25 protein-coding genes are annotated in these 17,409 nt (G+C 60.8%); 16 read left to right on the top strand and 9 right to left on the bottom strand.

Annotated elements, in window-relative coordinates; all coding sequences use genetic code 11:
• The first annotated feature begins 64 nt into the window (after positions 1-64).
• Positions 65-835 carry a FadR/GntR family transcriptional regulator gene (locus ISX84_RS17085; RefSeq protein ID WP_195821605.1) on the top strand — a complete coding sequence of 257 codons (771 nt, stop codon included), beginning with the start codon at positions 65-67 and terminating at the stop codon, positions 833-835.
• A 727-nt stretch (positions 836-1,562) separates the two neighbouring features.
• Here the strand turns inward: ISX84_RS17085 and ISX84_RS17080 are convergent.
• The 6 genes from ISX84_RS17080 to ISX84_RS17055 all read right to left on the bottom strand — a co-directional run bounded on the left by ISX84_RS17080 (position 1,563) and on the right by ISX84_RS17055 (position 5,202).
• Positions 1,563-2,126, bottom strand: a complete 564-nt coding sequence (locus ISX84_RS17080) for a F0F1 ATP synthase subunit B (RefSeq protein ID WP_195821604.1) — start codon at positions 2,124-2,126, stop codon at positions 1,563-1,565.
• A gap of 5 nt (positions 2,127-2,131) precedes the next feature.
• Entirely contained in the window at positions 2,132-2,659 is a 528-nt protein-coding gene (locus ISX84_RS17075; protein WP_195821603.1) for a F0F1 ATP synthase subunit B', read from the bottom strand.
• A gap of 86 nt (positions 2,660-2,745) precedes the next feature.
• A complete protein-coding gene (locus tag ISX84_RS17070; protein WP_011567586.1) occupies positions 2,746-2,970 on the bottom strand; it encodes a F0F1 ATP synthase subunit C in 225 nt (74 codons plus the stop codon).
• A 55-nt stretch (positions 2,971-3,025) separates the two neighbouring features.
• Entirely contained in the window at positions 3,026-3,772 is a 747-nt protein-coding gene (locus ISX84_RS17065) for a F0F1 ATP synthase subunit A (protein WP_195821602.1), read from the bottom strand.
• 1 nt (position 3,773) lies between these two features.
• The gene (locus ISX84_RS17060) at positions 3,774-4,103 is read right to left on the bottom strand and encodes an AtpZ/AtpI family protein (protein WP_195821802.1); all 330 of its coding nucleotides are present in this window, start codon (positions 4,101-4,103) and stop codon (positions 3,774-3,776) included.
• 205 nt (positions 4,104-4,308) lie between these two features.
• Complete coding sequence (locus ISX84_RS17055) at positions 4,309-5,202, bottom strand: LysR substrate-binding domain-containing protein (RefSeq protein WP_195821601.1); 894 nt, start codon at positions 5,200-5,202, stop codon at positions 4,309-4,311.
• Positions 5,203-5,305: 103 nt separating this feature from the next.
• Between ISX84_RS17055 and ISX84_RS17050 the strand changes: the two genes are divergently transcribed.
• Together ISX84_RS17050 and ISX84_RS17045 are read left to right on the top strand one after the other, a co-directional pair.
• Positions 5,306-5,527, top strand: coding sequence for a hypothetical protein (locus ISX84_RS17050; protein ID WP_195821600.1), 222 nt, complete (start codon positions 5,306-5,308; stop codon positions 5,525-5,527).
• Between the two features lie 39 nt (positions 5,528-5,566).
• On the top strand, positions 5,567-5,899 hold the full coding sequence (locus tag ISX84_RS17045; RefSeq protein WP_195821599.1) for an ArsR/SmtB family transcription factor: 333 nt from the start codon (positions 5,567-5,569) through the stop codon (positions 5,897-5,899).
• A gap of 124 nt (positions 5,900-6,023) precedes the next feature.
• Here the strand turns inward: ISX84_RS17045 and ISX84_RS17040 are convergent, their stop codons facing one another.
• Complete coding sequence (locus tag ISX84_RS17040; RefSeq protein WP_195821598.1) at positions 6,024-6,941, bottom strand: DMT family transporter; 918 nt, start codon at positions 6,939-6,941, stop codon at positions 6,024-6,026.
• Positions 6,938-7,816, bottom strand: a complete 879-nt coding sequence (locus tag ISX84_RS17035; RefSeq protein WP_195821597.1) for a LysR family transcriptional regulator — start codon at positions 7,814-7,816, stop codon at positions 6,938-6,940. The genes ISX84_RS17040 and ISX84_RS17035 overlap by 4 nt, the downstream gene beginning before the upstream one ends.
• Positions 7,817-7,942: 126 nt before the next feature.
• Between ISX84_RS17035 and ISX84_RS17030 the strand changes: the two genes are divergently transcribed.
• A complete protein-coding gene (locus ISX84_RS17030; protein ID WP_195821596.1) occupies positions 7,943-8,521 on the top strand; it encodes an FMN-dependent NADH-azoreductase in 579 nt (192 codons plus the stop codon).
• Between the two features lie 15 nt (positions 8,522-8,536).
• Here ISX84_RS17030 and ISX84_RS17025 read toward each other — a convergent pair whose 3' ends face one another.
• A complete protein-coding gene (locus ISX84_RS17025; protein WP_195821595.1) occupies positions 8,537-9,244 on the bottom strand; it encodes a methyltransferase domain-containing protein in 708 nt (235 codons plus the stop codon).
• 235 nt (positions 9,245-9,479) lie between these two features.
• On the opposite strand from ISX84_RS17025, the gene ffh reads away from it, so the two are divergent.
• The 12 genes from ffh to ISX84_RS16965 all read left to right on the top strand — a co-directional run bounded on the left by ffh (position 9,480) and on the right by ISX84_RS16965 (position 16,959).
• On the top strand, positions 9,480-10,985 hold the full coding sequence (ffh, locus tag ISX84_RS17020) for a signal recognition particle protein (RefSeq protein WP_195821594.1): 1,506 nt from the start codon (positions 9,480-9,482) through the stop codon (positions 10,983-10,985).
• A complete protein-coding gene (locus tag ISX84_RS17015; protein WP_195821593.1) occupies positions 10,982-11,524 on the top strand; it encodes a GNAT family N-acetyltransferase in 543 nt (180 codons plus the stop codon). Before ffh ends, ISX84_RS17015 begins: the two co-directional genes overlap by 4 nt.
• Positions 11,521-11,856 carry an NIPSNAP family protein gene (locus ISX84_RS17010; protein WP_195821592.1) on the top strand — a complete coding sequence of 112 codons (336 nt, stop codon included), beginning with the start codon at positions 11,521-11,523 and terminating at the stop codon, positions 11,854-11,856. Before ISX84_RS17015 ends, ISX84_RS17010 begins: the two co-directional genes overlap by 4 nt.
• Positions 11,856-12,356, top strand: a complete 501-nt coding sequence (locus ISX84_RS17005; protein WP_195821591.1) for a GNAT family N-acetyltransferase — start codon at positions 11,856-11,858, stop codon at positions 12,354-12,356. Before ISX84_RS17010 ends, ISX84_RS17005 begins: the two co-directional genes overlap by 1 nt.
• Positions 12,353-12,853, top strand: coding sequence for a GNAT family N-acetyltransferase (locus ISX84_RS17000; RefSeq protein WP_195821590.1), 501 nt, complete (start codon positions 12,353-12,355; stop codon positions 12,851-12,853). Before ISX84_RS17005 ends, ISX84_RS17000 begins: the two co-directional genes overlap by 4 nt.
• Complete coding sequence (locus ISX84_RS16995) at positions 12,850-13,407, top strand: GNAT family N-acetyltransferase (protein WP_195821589.1); 558 nt, start codon at positions 12,850-12,852, stop codon at positions 13,405-13,407. The genes ISX84_RS17000 and ISX84_RS16995 overlap by 4 nt, the downstream gene beginning before the upstream one ends.
• Positions 13,404-14,009, top strand: a complete 606-nt coding sequence (locus tag ISX84_RS16990) for a GNAT family N-acetyltransferase (protein WP_195821588.1) — start codon at positions 13,404-13,406, stop codon at positions 14,007-14,009. Before ISX84_RS16995 ends, ISX84_RS16990 begins: the two co-directional genes overlap by 4 nt.
• Before the next feature lie 92 nt (positions 14,010-14,101).
• A complete protein-coding gene (locus tag ISX84_RS16985) occupies positions 14,102-14,398 on the top strand; it encodes a chorismate mutase (protein WP_195821587.1) in 297 nt (98 codons plus the stop codon).
• Positions 14,399-14,448: 50 nt separating this feature from the next.
• Positions 14,449-14,835 (top strand): 30S ribosomal protein S16, encoded by a 387-nt coding sequence (rpsP, locus tag ISX84_RS16980; RefSeq protein WP_195821586.1) that lies wholly within the window; start codon positions 14,449-14,451, stop codon positions 14,833-14,835.
• A gap of 247 nt (positions 14,836-15,082) precedes the next feature.
• A complete protein-coding gene (gene rimM / locus ISX84_RS16975) occupies positions 15,083-15,589 on the top strand; it encodes a ribosome maturation factor RimM (protein WP_195821585.1) in 507 nt (168 codons plus the stop codon).
• A gap of 135 nt (positions 15,590-15,724) precedes the next feature.
• On the top strand, positions 15,725-16,516 hold the full coding sequence (gene trmD, locus ISX84_RS16970; protein ID WP_195821584.1) for a tRNA (guanosine(37)-N1)-methyltransferase TrmD: 792 nt from the start codon (positions 15,725-15,727) through the stop codon (positions 16,514-16,516).
• A 131-nt stretch (positions 16,517-16,647) separates the two neighbouring features.
• Positions 16,648-16,959 carry a hypothetical protein gene (locus ISX84_RS16965; protein WP_195821583.1) on the top strand — a complete coding sequence of 104 codons (312 nt, stop codon included), beginning with the start codon at positions 16,648-16,650 and terminating at the stop codon, positions 16,957-16,959.
• Positions 16,960-17,409 lie beyond the last annotated feature (450 nt).

The following is a 17,409-nucleotide window of genomic DNA, read 5'->3' as shown; positions in this document are numbered from 1 at the left end:
AATGAGGAAAAGAGTTTACCCTTGGGGAGAAGTGGTCATATAATTTGACCAAAACGGAGCTTTGATGCCTTTTCGCCCGGTACAGTCTGAAAAACTCTCTTCGGCGGTGGTCCGCCAGATCGAGGAGCTGATCCTGCGCGGCATACTGCGGCCGGGCGAGCGGCTGCCGGCGGAACGCGAATTGGCGGAGCGACTGCATGTGTCCCGGCCCAGCCTGCGGGACGCCATCGGTACCTTACAAGAGCAGGGGTTGCTGACAGCCCGCGCCGGTGCCGGTGTCTATGTGGCAGATGTGCTGGGCTCCGCCTTTGCACCTGCGCTTGTTCAGTTGTTCGCCCGCCATGATGAGGCCGTTTTCGACTATCTTTCCTTTCGCCGGGACATGGAGGGGCTGGCTGCGGAACGAGCAGCACGGCTGGCCTCTGACACTGATCTGCGTGTGGTGCAGGCCGTGTTCGACAAGATGGAAGCCGCCCATACCAAACGCAATCCCGAAGACGAGGCGCGGCTGGATGCGCAATTTCACATGGCGATCATTGAGGCCAGCCACAACGTGGTCATGCTGCATATGATGCGGTCCATGTACGAACTGCTGCGCGAGGGCGTGTTTTACAATCGGCAGGTCATGTTCAAACAGCGCGCGACCCGCGGCATGTTGCTTGACCAGCACAAGGCTATCAACCAGGCATTGCAAGAGCGTGACGCAGAGGGCGCACGGGCGGCGGTCGAGGCGCATCTCGACTATGTGGAGGTTTGCCTGCAGGACCAGATCAAGGCGAGCCGGAACGAAGAGGTCGCCCGGCAACGGCTCGACCACGAAGTACAAAAACACTGATATTCGTCGGGCATCTGCCAAGCGCCTGTCTCGCACAACGCGCCGAATCTGCGACCCCGTGCGGATTAGACCTTTCTATTTGGCGGCACCGCGCCTGATATGGACAGGCTGCTCCTCTGTTTCCTGCATGACCGTCAGGTGCACCATCATGACTATCTGACCCATCGCCCCGCCCACTGAATTGGTCTTCTCATTGCAGGTGTGACGTTACGCAGCAGGATGGCCAGCGGCGCAGGCGGCGTTCCCGTCGCGCTACCCCTCGGTGCTGCATGTCGTGCTGGACAGTATCCAGGGTCAGATCAACTGGGCATGGCCGCTCTGAGATTTGAATGTCGCTGTGGTTACCGTTCAGGCAACTCACAGCCAATGGATTCTATCATTTCCGTTTCACTGGCCGTTTCTAGTGGAGTTGCTGATTTGCGCGACTGCTGCGGTCGTATTGGCCCCGCACCGCCCAGGAAAAACCAACCACAGCATCGGCATCCCAACCCTCGCGGACCAAAAGCAGCCATAATGCCAGCCCGCCCTTTCGGGTGCCCCACCTCTTTGAACGTTTGCCCGTCTACCAGAGGTTCCTGATACGCACTAAGGTCCAAAAAGGTGTCCCGAATTGAGGGCGTACGCCGTCCGACACCCTGTTCAGGTACATCTGTGCGGTGAGGTCACCTGAACCAAAAAAAACCCGGTCTTGAAACCGGGTTTTTCGAAATTCTGTGTGAAGCGCCAATCAATGCAGCTTGGCATCCACCTCCTGAATTGCGCTGTCGATCAGGCTGTTGCCCTGTGCCGCAGTCATCTGCTTTGCAATGACATCCCGCGCCACGGACATCGCGACCGTGATGGACTGGTCACGCACTTCCTTGATGGCGGCGCTTTGTGCATTTTCAATCTGCTCCTGCGCTGCTGCCATCCGGCGTTCAAGCGAGACGGCAAGATCGGCACGCGCCTGCTCTGCCGCAACAGTGGATTCTTCTTTTGCAGCAGCCACGATGCGATCTGCCTGTTCCTGCACTTCGCGCTGCTTGCGCTCGTAACTGGCCAGCAGCGATTGCGCCTCGTCCCGCAGCGCGCGGGCCTCGTCCAGTTCGGACTGGATGCCGTCGGCGCGTTTGTCCAGCATGCCACCGATCATCGAGGGCACCTTGAAGTAGATCAGAATCGCCACGAAGACGATCAGACCCAAGAGCACGACGAAATCGGTATTCTTCAGAGAGAAGAAGGGACCGCTCGCAGCGGCAGCGGGGCCAGCGGCAAGCAGGGCCAACAGTGTAAGTCCGGTCAACTTCCGCATGTCGCTTATCCTTTCAGCCGGGCGTCAACGGCCGCTGTGATGGCTTTCGCATCGGCCTTGCCACCCATGGCGCTGACGATTTCCTGCGCCGTTTCCGTGGCAACATCCTTGACCGCTTCCATCGCGCCCGCGCGGATGTCGGCAATGGCCTTTTCGGATTCCGCAGATTTTGCCGCGATCTCGGCGTCCGCCTTGGCGATTGCTGCATCCAGATCATCCTGGATTTCGGCCTTGGCTTCGGCAACGATGCGATGTGCTTCGGCACGGGCATCAACCAGTGCTTTGTCGTAGGCGGCTTCCGCCTCCTTCGCTTTTGACTTCAGGTCTTCAGCTGCAGCCAGATCGCTGGTGATCGTCCCCTGACGCTCCGCCAGAATGGCCGCGATCCGTGGCAGCGCCACCCGCGACAGAATGAAATAGATAACGATGAGCGTGAGCACCAACCAGAAGATCTGGTTGCCCCAGGTCGAAAAATCGAGCTGTGGCATGCCCCCGGAGGAAGCCGCGTCCGCGCTGTGTGTTTCGGTTGCCATGTTGGTCTCCTTCGAACCGCCCCATTACATCGGGCAGCGGTGTAGGTCACCGCCGCCCGACCGTAAGGAATGTCGTCGTAGACGTCTTAGACGGCGAACATCAGCAGCAGGGCGACGAGGAATGCGAAGATCCCCAGCGCTTCTGCAAAGGCGATGCCGATGAAAAGGGTCGCTGTCTGGCTGGCAGCAGCGGAGGGGTTGCGCAGGGCGCCTGCGAGGTAGTTGCCGGCCACGTTGCCAACCCCGATGGCTGCAGCGCCGGAACCGATTGCCGCCAGACCTGCGCCGATGTGTGCGAGTTCGCCTTCCATGTGAATTCTCCTTACGATTGGAAGTTGAGTATTTGAACGGGTGTTTCCGCCCGAATTAGTGATGCGGGTGCAATGCGTCCTTGAGATAGACGCATGTCAGAATGGTGAAAACGTAGGCCTGGATAAAGGACACCAGCACCTCCAGCCCATACATCGCAGTGATGCCGAGCACGGCCACGGGGCTCACGGCAGTGAGCGCCGCAAAGCCTGCGAACACCTTGATCACCGCGTGGCCTGCCATGACGTTCCCTGCCAGACGAATGGAGTGGCTCACAGGGCGCACGAAATAGGAAATAAGCTCAATGATTGCGAGGATGGGTCGCAAGGCAAGCGGTGCGGAGGAGACCCAGAAGAGGCTCAGGAAGCCCGCGCCGTTTTTCACAAAGCCCAGCACGGTCACAGTGAGGAACACCGCGAGCGCCAGCACGACGGTGACGGCGAAATGCGAGGTGGGCGTGAAAGACGTCGGGATCAGGCCAAGGAAGTTGGCGCAGACGATGAACATAAACAGCGTCATGATGTAGGGGAAGTAGCGCAGGCCTTCTTTGCCGCAGATATCCTCGACCATCTTGTAAACGAACCCATAGGCCAGTTCGGCGATGGACTGGGATCGGCTGGGGACAATGGAGCGTTTGGAGCTGCCCAGAACCAGCAAAAGGATAATCGCCAGGATCGACAGACCCATCCACAACGCTGCGTTCGTCGGCGTGTACCATGTCACATCGCCCCCGAAGATCGGTTTGATGATGAACTGGTCCATCGGGTGGAATACCAGACCGCCTTCTTCTGCTTTGTCCGCCATTTCAGGCTCCCTCGTCCTTTTCGGCCTCTTCGGCCAACTTCTTTTCCTGGATTTCTTCTGCAGAGCGGAGCATCGTTTTGATCCCCGCCGCGAGACCCAGCAATGTAAAGAGCACCAGAAAGATCGGGAGTGTCCCGAACAGGCTGTCGAGCCCGTATCCAATGCCAAAGCCGATCCCGAGACCGGCGACCAATTCGATCACCATGCGCCAGGCCAACTGCGCCTGGGAATAGTGTTCATCCTGCCGGGGTTTGGGCGCCTGACCCTGTTTTGCTGCCTCGATCCGCGCCTCAAGCTGCGCCAGTCGCTGCTGTTCGTCCGGATCGGTCACACGCAAAACACCCCGTTGGATGGTTGCGCCGTTGCTATTGCGCGGGACGGTGTGAGTCAAGCGGTCCACCTGAAGCCGCCTGACTTTTTCAAGACTTTGTTTTTATGCATATTTTTGGAACAATGAAAGACGGCCCATATGCCTGTTGCGGTGGTGGAAGGCGCATTTGTCGCGTTTCCCGTATTCAACCGTTTGGTTGATCTTTTCAGATCGGCTGTCCACGGTGTGGGGCACTGGTGGCGAGCAGCCAGTCCCGAAAGAGCCGGACAGGTTTGCGGCGCAGCGCGCCTTCGCCAAGCAACATGTAGTATCCGCCTTCACGAAATCCGATGTCAGAGAGGCGCTGCAATCGGCCTGCGGCGACATCGAGCGATGTCACCTCGTCAGAGGTCAGATAGACACCCTGCCCGGCCAGTGTGGCCTCATACGCCAGATGCGAGCGCATCCGCCAGCCCGACGCCGGGACCACCTCGGGGTCGTTCTCTCCCGCAAGGGCAAACCAGACGCCCCAGGTGCCGCTTGACCTGTCCCGAAACAGGGTATGTTGCGCCAAATCGCGCGGCTCGGAGAGCGGCAGGTCGACCAGGCCGGGCACCGCATAGGGATAGAGCGGCGCATCGCTCAACAGGATGCCGTCGGGGTTGGAGCCCGGCACTTTGAGAAAGCGAATGGCAACATCGGCCTCGTAGCGATTTACATCGGCCAGCCAGCGCGATCCTTCCAGTCGGATCTCGATGTCCGGATAGGCGGCGTAGAAGTCGGAGAGCCGCGGGATCAGCCATTTGGCTGCAAACAGGGGCTCGCCATTGATCATGACGACGCCAGCGGGGCGTTCTGTCACCCGCTCGGTCGCATCGGCGATGGCATCCAGTGCGGGTGTGATTTCGCTCAGGTAGGCTGCGCCCTCTGCCGTGAGTTCGACACCGCGGGACACATCCCGGAAGAGCCGCGTATTCAGACGGTGCTCCAGCCCGCGCACATGGCGACTGATCGCGGAATGGCTCACGGCAAGTTCCCCGGCGGCGCGCGAGAAGCTCTCGTGCCGACCTGCTGCCTCAAAGGCGCGCAGGGCATTCAACGGGGGAAGTTGTCGGACCATGCCTATATGTGCCTTTTTTGCACAAGTCAGGTCAAGCAATTGATTTTGAAATCTGATGGCACCTGGGGCACCATCCTGACACCCCCTTACAGGAGTATGTTTCATGACTGATGCATCGCGTTCGCGCGCAGACTCAGGTTTTGCCACTATGTTTGAAAAAATCACGCTGACACGCCTTGTTCGATGGCTGCGACCCCGTCCGAAAGGCCTGCACATCGGTGATATCAGCGATCATCTGGCGCGCGACATCGGGCTTTCAAAGGCTGATCTGGAGCGGCTCCGTCTAACATTGCCATCGCAGACGGATCACCATCCTCGGGGCTGACGGGCTTTCCCTGCAAAGCTCCCGGCGGTATGAAAGCGCATGACACGTGACCTTGATCAGACCTTCGCGGCACTGGCGGATCCGACGCGGCGGGCGATTCTGACGATGTTGTTGGAAGATGACATGGCCGTCACGGATGTCGCGGAGCCATTTGCGATGTCGCTTGCTGCCATTTCCAAACATCTTGGCGTGCTGACAGCAGCGGGGTTGATTTCTCAGGAAAAGCGGGGACGTGTCAAATGGTGCAAGCTGGAGCCGGACGCGCTCCGAGCGGCGTCGGTCTGGATGCAGGGTTTCGGGCAGTTCGAGCCGGTGAACCTAGACGCATTTGAGAGGTTCCTCGCGACCGAACTGCCCGAAGAAAGCGCGTAAGCGCTTATTGCTATGCCGGCGTAGTCAGGTCGCGAGATTGATCACCGCCATGACCACGACCACAAGACCGATCAGATAAATAATACCACGCATTTTTGCTTCCTCTCATTGAGTTGTCACCGGACTAACGCGCTTTTCGCGGTTTTTGTTCCGCCGCTCTGGCGCTGTCATCGCGTAACAGCAGCGCAAGCGCCACAACGGTCAGGGCGACGCCGCCCAAAACCAGGGGATGCGGGACGCCATTGCCAAAGGCGATTTCCCATAAGATGACCCAGCTTGGCGTCAGGTAGGTGTAGGCCATGACCTTTGCACTGGGCAGGCGCAACGTTGCGAATTGCAGCAACACGAAGGTCGCCGCAGATGCAAAGAGGGCAATGTAGAGGAGCGTGACCCAGACGATCGCGGGCAGGCCCGCCCAATCGGTCGCCACGATGTCCGACCACGCGTAGAGCGTCAGCAGCAGGGCGCCTGCCACCAGCATGCCAAAGGTGAAGACGACAGCAGGTTCCCCGCGGTTCAGCTTGCGCACCATGGGCGTGTAGACGGCGTGTGCGACGCAGCCGAAGAAATAAATCACCTCGCCGCGTCCGATCTCGAAGGCACGCAAAGCCGCCAGATCGGCGCGGAAAATCACCCAGAGCGCGCCCGCTGCTCCGATGCTGAGCGCCAGTGCCATGCGCGGGGTGGTGATCTGGCGCAACAGCAGCCAGCCAAAGCCTGCCGCCATCACCGGTGTCAGCGTGAAGACGGCTGCGGCGCTGACCGGCGGCGCGGTTTTGAGCCCCTCGAACATCAGCACAAAGTAAACCGCGAACGTCCCACCGAGCAGCGCATATCGCCATGGCGCGCGAAAGGCGCTGCGCGGCAATCCCGTTGTGGCACCTGCCACTGCCCCGATCACCCCCGCTGCGATCATGAAGCGCGCCGCGTTCAGCACTGCGGGATCGATGGCATTCGCGGCCTGCGCACCGAGCGAGAAAGACCCTGCCACCAAGGCGGAAAAGGTCAGCATCGCCAGATGCCCCTGAGCCGCGGGGTTCATACCTCCCAGTCTTTCGCCTGCTCTTTCAGGAAGCTCAAAAAGGCCTGCACCTTCGTCGTGCGGTGCAGATCCACATGGGTGACCAGCCACAGCGGCGCGGCCCAGTCCTCTTGGCGTTCCAGCACTTCCACGAGATCTGGATCGGCCTGGGCCTCCAGCACCGCGACAAAGCCGATGCCCGCGCCGGACTTGACCGCGATGTCGAGCGCGCGATTGTCAGTCGAGCGGAAGGTGATCGCCTCGGGCGGTACATGCGCACGCAGCCAGCGGTTGAAGGGCGCGCGGCTCTGGTCGTTGTCATGGCCGACAAACCGGTGATGTTTCAGATCCGCCAGCGAGGTCGGCGTGCCATGCGTTTCCAGATACCCGCGTGTCGCATAGAGCCCCATATGCTGGTGGTGAAAGGTCTGCACCACGTTGTCGGGCTGATCGGGCGCGGTCCCGGCACGGATTGCCACATGCGCTTCGCCATATTCCAGCCGGAACAGCCGTTCGCCGGTCAGATACCGCACCACGACATCCGGATAGAGCGCCTGAAATCCTGCGAGCAGGGGCACCATGCGCGGCGCAAGGCTGATCAGTGAGGTGATCACCAGATCGCCCGACACCTCATCGCCCAACCCTTTGATACGACCGGCAAGTTGACTAAACTGATCATCCGTCGCCTGCGCCACGCGCAGCAAATCCTGCCCCGCCTCGGTCGCCGTGTATCCGCGCGCGTGGCGCTGGAACAGCTTGACGCCCAGCCGCCCTTCCAGCGCATCGATATGGCGGATCACCGTCGCATGGTGCACGCCCAGCACGTCCGCCGCACCGCTCACCGTGCCCATACGCGCCACCTGATAGGCGGTCTTGATCTCGTCCCAATTCTCCATCGCATCCTACCCCGATAATTGTGCGTCAACGCACATTTTATGTGGAATATCAGAAATTGCGTTCGTAATTGCAATAGGCATGTTGGGAGGACACCAACTATCCCGACCTCATTCAAGGATACTGACATGACACAGACCATTCTGCATATCGACGCCTCCGCTCGCACCGAAGGTTCTGCGTCGCGCCACCTCACTGCTGCCATCGTGGAGACACTTGGCGGCACGGTGATCCGTCGCGATCTGACTGACGCCATCCCACAGATCGACGAGACCTGGGTGAATGCCAATTTCACCGCAAGCGACGCGCGGACGGATGATCAGAAAACCGCGCTCGCCCTTTCCGACACGCTCGTGCACGAAGTTCAGGCGGCGGATGTGCTGGTGATCGGCGTGCCGGTCTACAACTTCGGCGTGCCGGCAGCCCTGAAAGCCTGGATCGACCAGATTGCCCGCGCGGGCTTCACCTTCAAGTATACGGAAAACGGCCCGGTGGGTCTTTTGGAGGGGAAGCGCGCAATCATTGCGCTGGCCACCGGCGGCACCGAAGTGGGTTCGGATGTCGATTTTGCCTCCGGGTACATGCGTCACATCATGGGTTTCATCGGCATCACGGATGTGGAGATCGTCGCGGCAGACCGGCTGATGGCCGATGCCGACAAGGCCATGGCCGCTGCCAACGCCCAGATCGCAGCCCTTGCGGCCTGACGGTGTGCTGCTGATTTACAGCCGCCACTCCATCATCATCTGGTAGGGGGCCTGATTATAGGCCTCCTCCTGCGGCCACTGCGGGTCAGGCACCGACGGCTCATCAAAATGGGTCAGGTGAAAGCCGCGTTCCAGCAGCGCCTGCATGTAGACAGACAAGGGGCGGTGCCAGTTGGTCACCGAAATGCCTTTCCACTCGGACTGCATGGCCCGGCTCTCCAGATAGTGGCGGATGATGATGCGCCGACCGCCATCAGGCAACGCCTCCCAACCGCCGCCCTTGATATCCGCGGCGGTGGCGATCCCGGCCAGATTGGCGATCAGGAAGTGGCCACCGGGCGCCAGAACGCGGGCCACCTCATCCAGCGCCGCGTCGATCCCTTCGATATCGAGCAGCGACAGGTAGCTCACCACCATGTCAAAGCTGCCATCACCAAAGGGTAGCGCCTCGGCCCGCCCGGTCACATAGCGCGCACCACCGCGCGCTTCTGCCTGTGCAAGCAACGCCGCTGTCGGATCGAGCCCGGTCACATCATACCCCCGCTCTGCGAGCTTTCGGCAAAAGCGTCCTTCGCCACAGCCAAGGTCCAGCACCCTGTCGGGACGGGCCTGGGTTACGCGCTGCAGCATCGGCGTGTCGAGGACCCGCCTGCGGCTGAAATCCCCCTCGTCACCTTGTGCGGCGATCCACGCCGCAGCGGATCGGTCCCAGTCGCTTTGCATCACGCATCTCCTTGACTCACTGCCGCTGGCCTCGTAATAGCCCTCCAACATCCGGAAGCACCAGCCTTCCGGTCCCGGGTCGTCCGGGATCGCCCTCCGTCAGCGCGTTGCGCCCACGGGGGCAAAACCATTTGGTTTTGGCCCCGCTGAAAATGACTGCAGGCGTTTGTGCAATTCACGCGGGCTGCCTACATCAGGCCTATCCCGCAACCGATATCGAAAGGGGCTATGGCCCATGTTTGAAAATCTGTCCGAACGCCTCTCTGGCGTCTTTGACCGGCTCACCAAGCAGGGCGCCCTGTCCGAGGATGATGTGGCCACCGCACTGCGTGAGGTCCGCGTGGCGCTGCTGGAGGCTGACGTCTCCCTGCCCGTGGCCCGTGATTTCGTCAAAGCCGTACAGGAAAAGGCCACCGGACAGGCCGTCACCAAGTCGATCACGCCGGGTCAGCAGGTCGTCAAGATCGTACATGATGCCCTGATCGACGTGCTGAAGGGCGAGGGTGAGCCCGGCGCGCTGAAAATCGACAACCCGCCCGCGCCGATCCTCATGGTCGGCCTGCAGGGCTCGGGTAAAACCACCACCACCGCGAAACTGGCCAAGCGCCTGAAAGACCGCGACGGCAAGCGCGTGCTGATGGCCTCGCTCGACGTAAACCGCCCCGCCGCGATGGAACAGCTTGCAATTCTTGGCACCCAGATCGGCGTCGACACCCTGCCCATCGTCAAGGGTGAGGATCCCGTCGCCATCGCCAAACGCGCCAAGACCCAGGCGGGCTTGGGCGGCTATGACGTCTATATGCTCGATACCGCTGGCCGGCTGCACATCGATCAGGAGCTGATCGCCCAGGCTGCCGCCGTACGGGATGTCGCGAACCCGCGTGAAACACTGCTGGTGGTCGACGGCCTCACCGGTCAGGACGCCGTGAACGTCGCCACCGAATTCGACGACAAGATCGGTGTCTCTGGCGTCGTGCTGACACGGATGGACGGCGACGGACGCGGCGGGGCTGCGCTCTCGATGCGCGCGGTCACGGGCAAGCCGATCAAATACGTAGGCCTCGGCGAAAAGATGGACGCCATCGAGACCTTCGAACCCGAACGCATCGCGGGGCGCATCCTCGGGATGGGCGACATCGTAGCCTTGGTCGAAAAGGCGCAGGAAACCATCGAGGCCGAGCAGGCCGAAAAGATGATGAAGCGCATGGCCAAGGGTCAGTTCAACATGAACGACCTCAAGATGCAGCTGGAACAGATGCTCAAGATGGGCGGGATGGAAGGTATGATGGGCATGATGCCCGGCATGGGCAAGATGGCCAAGCAGGTCGAGGCGGCAGGGATGGATGACAGTATCCTGAAGCGCCAGATCGCGCTGATCCAGTCCATGACCAAGAAGGAACGCGCCAATCCGCAGATCCTGCAGGCCTCCCGCAAGAAACGCATCGCCAAGGGCGCAGGGCTCGAAGTTTCCGAGCTCAACAAACTGCTCAAGATGCAGCGTCAGATGGGCGACATGATGAAAAAGATGGGCCGCATGGGCAAAGGCGGCATGCTGAAACAGGCCATGAAAGGCATGATGGGCAAGGGCGGCATGCCCGGTATGGACCCTTCGCAAATGGACCCCAAACAGCTCGAGGCTGCAGCCAAAGCCATGGGCGGCAAGCTGCCAGGTGGTCTCGGCGGGATGGGCGGCGGCATGCCCCTACCCCCCGGCCTGTCAGGATTTGGCAAAAAGAAATGACACCCTCGGTCGCTGATACCCCGGTGCTGGAAACGACGCGCCTCGTGCTCCGCATGCCTTCTGCGGCGGATGCGGCGCTCTATGCCGCGTTCTTCGACGCGCAGACAGGGGACGGCTATTTCTATGGCGGGCCGCTGCGACCGGATCAGGCCAGCGTGCGTCTGGCAGCGGACATCGGGCATTGGCATATGAAGGGCTTCGGCAAATTCGTCGTGGTCGACCGCGAGACAGATGCGCCTATTGGCGGGTGCGGGATCGTGCATTGGGACGGCTGGCCCAGCCATGAGCTGACATGGTGGCTGCTCGGCACCGCGCGCGGCAAGGGCTTTGCCACAGAAGCAGCCCTGGCCGTGCTGGAGTACGCGCGAGACAGGCTGGGGTGGACAGTCGTGGAAACGCACGTCCGCGACACCAATGCGGCAGCCTTGCGTCTCGTGGATCGCCTGGGCGGTACGAAACTGCGCCGTGACAGCTTCCCCGATGGGCACAACCGCGACGTCTTCGGCTTTGAACTGGCAAACCGTGGTGAGGTCGCATGATTACTTGTTTCCTGAAATACGAGATCGACCCGGCGAAAGTGGCTGATTTTGAAATCTATGCCAAAGCGTGGATTCACAACATCAACCGCATGGGCGGCACGCATCATGGCTACTGGCTGCCCTCCGAAGGGCCATCCGATCTGGCATGGTGTGCGTTCAGCTTCCCGTCGCTCGCGGCTTACGAAGCCTACCGTACCGAAATGGCGACCGACCCCGCCTGCATCGCCACCTATGCGCACGCCGAACGCACGCAGTGCATCCGCCGCTATGACCGCCACTTCACCCGCCCCGTTCTGGAAGGCGAAAGCCCGGCCGATCTGGGGCTGATGTGATGCAGGTGGCGCGCACCCTCTCGACGGCACGGCTTGCGCTGCGCCAGCCACGGGCGGACGACCTCTCCGCCTACACGGTCTATTGCGCAAGCGACCGCGCGGTCCACGTAGGTGGGCCTTTCGACGCCCCTGCCGCATTCAACCGGTTCGCCGCCATGATTGGGCACTGGGCCCTGCGGGGCTTTGGGCGCTACGTGATGGAACACGAGGGGCGCGCCGTAGGTCACGTGGGCCCGTTGCACTTGACGGACCAGACAGCGCCGGAGCTTTCCTGGACCATCTGGAACGGCGCGGATGAGGGCAAAGGCTTTGCCACTGAAGCCGCGCGCGCGGTGGTGGATCACCTGCTGGATCGGATCGGGTGGACAGAACTGCTGATCCGTGTGGCGCCCGAGAACACCGGCTCTTGCCGCATTGCCGAGAAACTGGGCGCGCGCGCCGGACAGCCGCCCGCCTTTGACCGCTATCCCGGCGCCCTGACGTATAGGATCGCCGCGTGACCACCGCACCCGTCATAACCGGCGATCGTCTGCGCCTGCGTCCCCATGTCATGGAAGACCTGGAAGCCTTTTGGGCCTTCTTCCAGACCCCGCGCGCGCAATTCGTTGACGGGCCGGACAACAAAACCCACCTCTGGTACGGGCTTGCCTCCGAAGTTGGCTCCTGGGAGTTGATGGGCATGGGCGGTTGGGCCATCGAAGTGGACGGCGAGATTGCGGGACAGGTCGCCATCACGCAGCCGCCGCATTTTGCCGAAACCGAGCTTGGCTATATCCTCTTTGACGGTTTCGAAGGGCGCGGGCTTGCCTGTGAAGCGGCCGCGCTGGCGCTGGCCTATACACGGCAGGAAATCAGACCGGCGTCGCTGGTGAGCTACATCCACCGTGACAATGCCCGCTCCATCGCTTTGGCTGAAAGGCTGGGGGCGGCGCATGATCCGGACGCCAGAACCCATGATCCGGACGACGTGGTCTACCGCTACGAGGTGGCGGCGTGAGGTTTGCCTGTGAAACACCCTCGACCGGTGCCGCAGCCGCCTTTGCCTTGGCGTTGCAAGGTCAGTTGCCGCTTCTGGTGACCGAGCGCCTTGTGCTGCGTGCGCCGAAAGTCGAGGATTTCGACGCCTTTGCCAGCATTGCCTGCACAGATCGCGGGGCGTATTTTGGTGGCCCGATGACGCGGGAGGAGGCCTGGGCCGACTTCACCCAGATGACCGCCACGTGGTTGCTGCACGGCCATGGCGTCTGGACCATTGGCGCGGCAGGCGATATCGCGGGCTTCGTCCTCTTGGGATTTGAACCCGGTGATCTGGAACCCGAACTGGGCTTCCTCCTGTTGCCCGAAGCCGAGGGGCAAGGCATCGCCGTTGAGGCGGCGACAGCTGCCCGGGCGCATGCCTTTGATACACTGGGCTGGACAACGCTGGTCAGCTACATTGATCCCGAAAACGCCCGCGCCGCCCGTTTGGCATCGCGGCTTGGGGCGGTGCGGGACGGTATGGTCGATGACGCCCAGGTCTGGCGTTACAACACAGGAGGTGCGCGCGCATGACCGGCACCTCCATTCCACGCCTCGAAACCGGGCGGCTGATCCTGCGCGGCCCGGAGCCCGAGGATTACCCGGACTTCAAGGCCACCTTCACCAGCTACCGCGCCCGTTTCATGGGCGGGCCGCTGAACGCCTATGAAGCATGGATGCTCTATGCCGCCGAGATCGGTCATTGGCAGATCCGCGGCTATGGCATGTGGATGATCCACGACAAGGCCTCCGATGAAACGCTGGGCATGGCGGGCGGGTGGAAACCCGCAAAGTGGCCCGAAGCGGAAATCGCCTGGGTGATCTGGCCGGATAAGGCCGGGAAAGGCTATGCGCTGGAAGCGACGCATAAGGTGCGCGACTATCTCTACCGGGAAAAGGCCTGGGATGCCGCGGTCAGCTACATCGATCCCAAGAACCTCGACAGTATACGGCTGGCCGAGCGTTTGGGTGCGGTCAAGGACCCGGCTGCGGCAACGATTGATGGCAATGACGCGGTCTATCGCCATCCATCCGCGGCTGATTTGCAGGGCTCCCAACTGGCCCATGGGATCGAAATGGAAATCGGCCACTATGCTGACCCGCTTTTTAAACCGAAAGGATGGGCCATTGACTGATCCATATCTTGCAGTATCTGAGGCGCCGGCTGTGACCCATCGTGGTCTGGCATCCGGAATTTGCGTCGCTGACGCCCATGGGAAGTTTTAAGATGACCGATGCCGTAACCCGTGCTGCAGAGGTGCTGAAAGAGCACCGCGCTTCTATCGACCGTCTCGATGCGATCCTCGTCTATACGCTGGGCGAGCGGTTCAAGCACACGCAGGCCGTGGGGAAACTCAAGGCTGCACACGACCTTCCCCCGTCCGATCCCGCGCGCGAAGCGGCACAGATCGAGCGGCTCGAAGATTTGGCGAACCGGGCCGATCTGGACCCCGAATTCGCCAAGAAGTTTCTCAACTTCATCATCGCTGAAGTCATTCAGCACCACCAACTCCACCAGACATAAGGTGGCCTGAAAGCCCACCTTACCCACTGAACTCAGAAGGAAATACTACAATGGCTATGAAAATTCGTCTCGCCCGTGGCGGCTCCAAGAAACGCCCCTTTTACCGGATCGTCGCAGCGGACAGCCGCATGCCACGCGATGGCCGCTTCATCGAGAAGCTGGGCACATACAACCCGCTGCTGCCGAAAGACAGCGAAGAGCGTGTGAAGATGGACGTCGAGCGCGTTCAGCATTGGTTGGGTCAGGGCGCACAGCCCACGGACCGCGTAGCACGCATGCTGGAAGCTGCTGGTCTGAAAGAAAAAACCGAGCGCAACAACCCCAACAAGGGCACACCGGGCAAGAAAGCGCAGGAACGTGCGGAAGAAAAAGCGGCAAAGGCCGCTGAGGCCGCCGCACCTGCTGAAGAGGCACCCGCCGAAGAAACCGCAGAGTAAGCCTCCAGTTTGGGGCCGTCGCCAGTGTGACTGCCCCGCCCTTTTACACCTGCAAGGGCCCGCGATTGCGCGGGCCCATCGCTGTCTCATTCCTGTCCGGACCTGTGATGTTCAGACCAATCCGCTCTCTGATGCTCATCACCGTCGCCTTTCTGGCGGGGATTTTCTTTGAGCGGGCCAATCAACGAGACACATGTCTTGATCGCGGCGGCGCAATTTCCGAAGGTTTGTGCATAGGAGTGGAAGAATGAGAGACGAGAGAATCTGCGTCGGGGCCATTGGCGGGTCTTACGGCGTGCGCGGTGAGCTGCGCATCAAGAGTTTCTGCTCCATTCCCGAAGATATCGAAAGCTACAGCCCGCTGGCCACTGAAGACGGCAGCCGGTTGTTTCACCTCGCATTGGTGCGCTCGATCAAGAATGGCTTTGTCGCGCGTATCGTCGAGGTTTCCACAAAGGAAGAGGCTGATGCGCTCAAAGGCACACAGCTTTTCGCCACCCGCGACCAGCTGCCGTCCCTGCCCGACGATGAATACTACCACACGGATTTGATTGGCCTTGAGGTGGTGGACACGGGCGGCACCTTGCTGGGCCGGATCAAGACCGTTCTGGACCATGGCGCGGGGGATTTGCTGGAAGTGCAGCGACCCGGATCTTCGGAAACCGTCCTGCTCCCTTTTACAATGGACGCGGTTCCGACCGTTGATCTTGCGGCGGGGCGCATTGTTGCAGACCCACCCATCGGTCTGTTTTGAACAGCGCTGGAGCATGGCCCCCCCGTGCTTCACGTTGACGCCATCGTCTGACCGCACGAATGGATGTTTCGGGTCGTAACCTAACGCCCACCCATGCAAAAGCGCAGTGGGCCACAAAAACCAAGGCAGCCTACCGTGAGTGAAAAACCTAAATCCTTTGGCCGCAAAACAATCCGCGCAACGGCAAAGCCGCGCGGTCTGATGTCCGGAGCGGAGGAGCTGGCGGACGTGTGGCAAGTGCGGATCGTGACGCTTTTCCCCGACGCCTTTCCCGGAACGCTTGGCCTTTCCCTGACTGGCAAGGCCTTGCAGGAAGGTCGCTGGCAGTTGCACACCCATGATCTGCGTGATTTCGGCATTGGGAAACACCGCAATGTGGATGACACACCGGCGGGTGGTGGCGCGGGGATGGTGCTGCGGGCTGACGTCGTTGGCCCGGCCATTGAGGCGGCACAGAGCCGTGCAACAGAGCGCTGGCCAATCCTTTACATGTCACCCCGAGGGCGCCGATTTGATCAAGCGATGGCCAGAGATCTGGCGCGCTGCGATGGCGTTACCTTGCTGTGTGGGCGTTTTGAGGGCGTCGATGAACGTGTCTTGGAACACTATCAGATCACCGAAGTCTCACTGGGTGACTTTGTCATGACCGGTGGTGAACTGGCCGCGCAGGCGGTGATCGATGCCACCGTTCGACTGCTGCCCGGGGTGCTTGGCAATGCGGAAAGCACGGTTGACGAAAGCCATTCTCAAGGGCTCTTGGAGCACCCTCAGTACACGCGCCCGGCGGTCTGGATGGATCGTGAAATTCCGTCGGTGCTGACATCCGGCAATCACGGCGAGGTCGAAAAATGGCGTCGCGCTCAGTCGGAGGATTTGACCCGGACGCGCAGGCCCGACCTTTGGGAAGCCTTCAAGACAAAGGGCTGATCCCACGGCCTTGCGTGGCCAATGGCGCAACCCGCTGCCAGATTCTCGCCCCAATATGCAGCGCATCTGACTAAAAATAGACAAATTTTCAATTGAAGATGGTCCCAAGTGTTGGTCAGGGGTGATGTCACATGCTGAAGTTGTTTGGCGCGCCGAACCGTGCCACCGGGAACAAAAAGCCGCCGGCTCATCAGCCGGATGTGCAGTACACGCGGTTTTACTATCGCAACGCGCGGACGGCACCGCCCCCGCAGGCGGTTGAGCAATCGAATCGTGTGAAGCTCTCGCCAGTGCCTGCAGCACCTCAGGGACGCAAACCCAATGCGGCACGCGTTCAGCCGCCCAAGCTCGACGAGAATGCACAGCTTTATTCAGAGGCGCACATCTCAATCAACGTTCTGCGCAAGGCTTTGCCCATGCGTTTTGCGGTGATGGACTGCTGAAGCATTGGTTTAGAAACAGGGCGTCCCGCCTCATTTTTACGTCAGGTTTGAAGCGGTTCCAGGCAGCTACGCCGATAAAAGCGCGGCACCTAATCGATGGCCGGGCTCTTCAGGATAGAGGCCTTAGGCCGCGCATCGCTTCACATCACAGATTGAGGCTGTGCCAAACCGCAGCACCAGCCTGACGGCAAGCCATTGCAGGATTGTAGTCTCCGGTTTCGCTGTCATCGTCTCCGGCACCAGTTCATCAGCGTCATTTCAGAAGAGCGCAATCCCACTTTGCCTAATACCAGCGCACCGATACATGCTTTTGATAAGGCTTGATCCGCGACAGCTTCCCCCCTATACCGCGCGAGTTCGGAATCGTTTTTGCGATCTGGACCTTTTGCTGTTGGATTCGGGTGATCCTTTCTGTCCCTCCGGCCACCTGACAGCGCCTGTAAAAGAAAC

The organism is Roseobacter sp. MH60115 (assembly GCF_015644665.1).
GTDB lineage: Bacteria > Pseudomonadota > Alphaproteobacteria > Rhodobacterales > Rhodobacteraceae > Roseobacter.
Note: the sequence above shows the minus strand (reverse complement) of the source record. Positions and strands in the feature narration are given on the sequence as shown.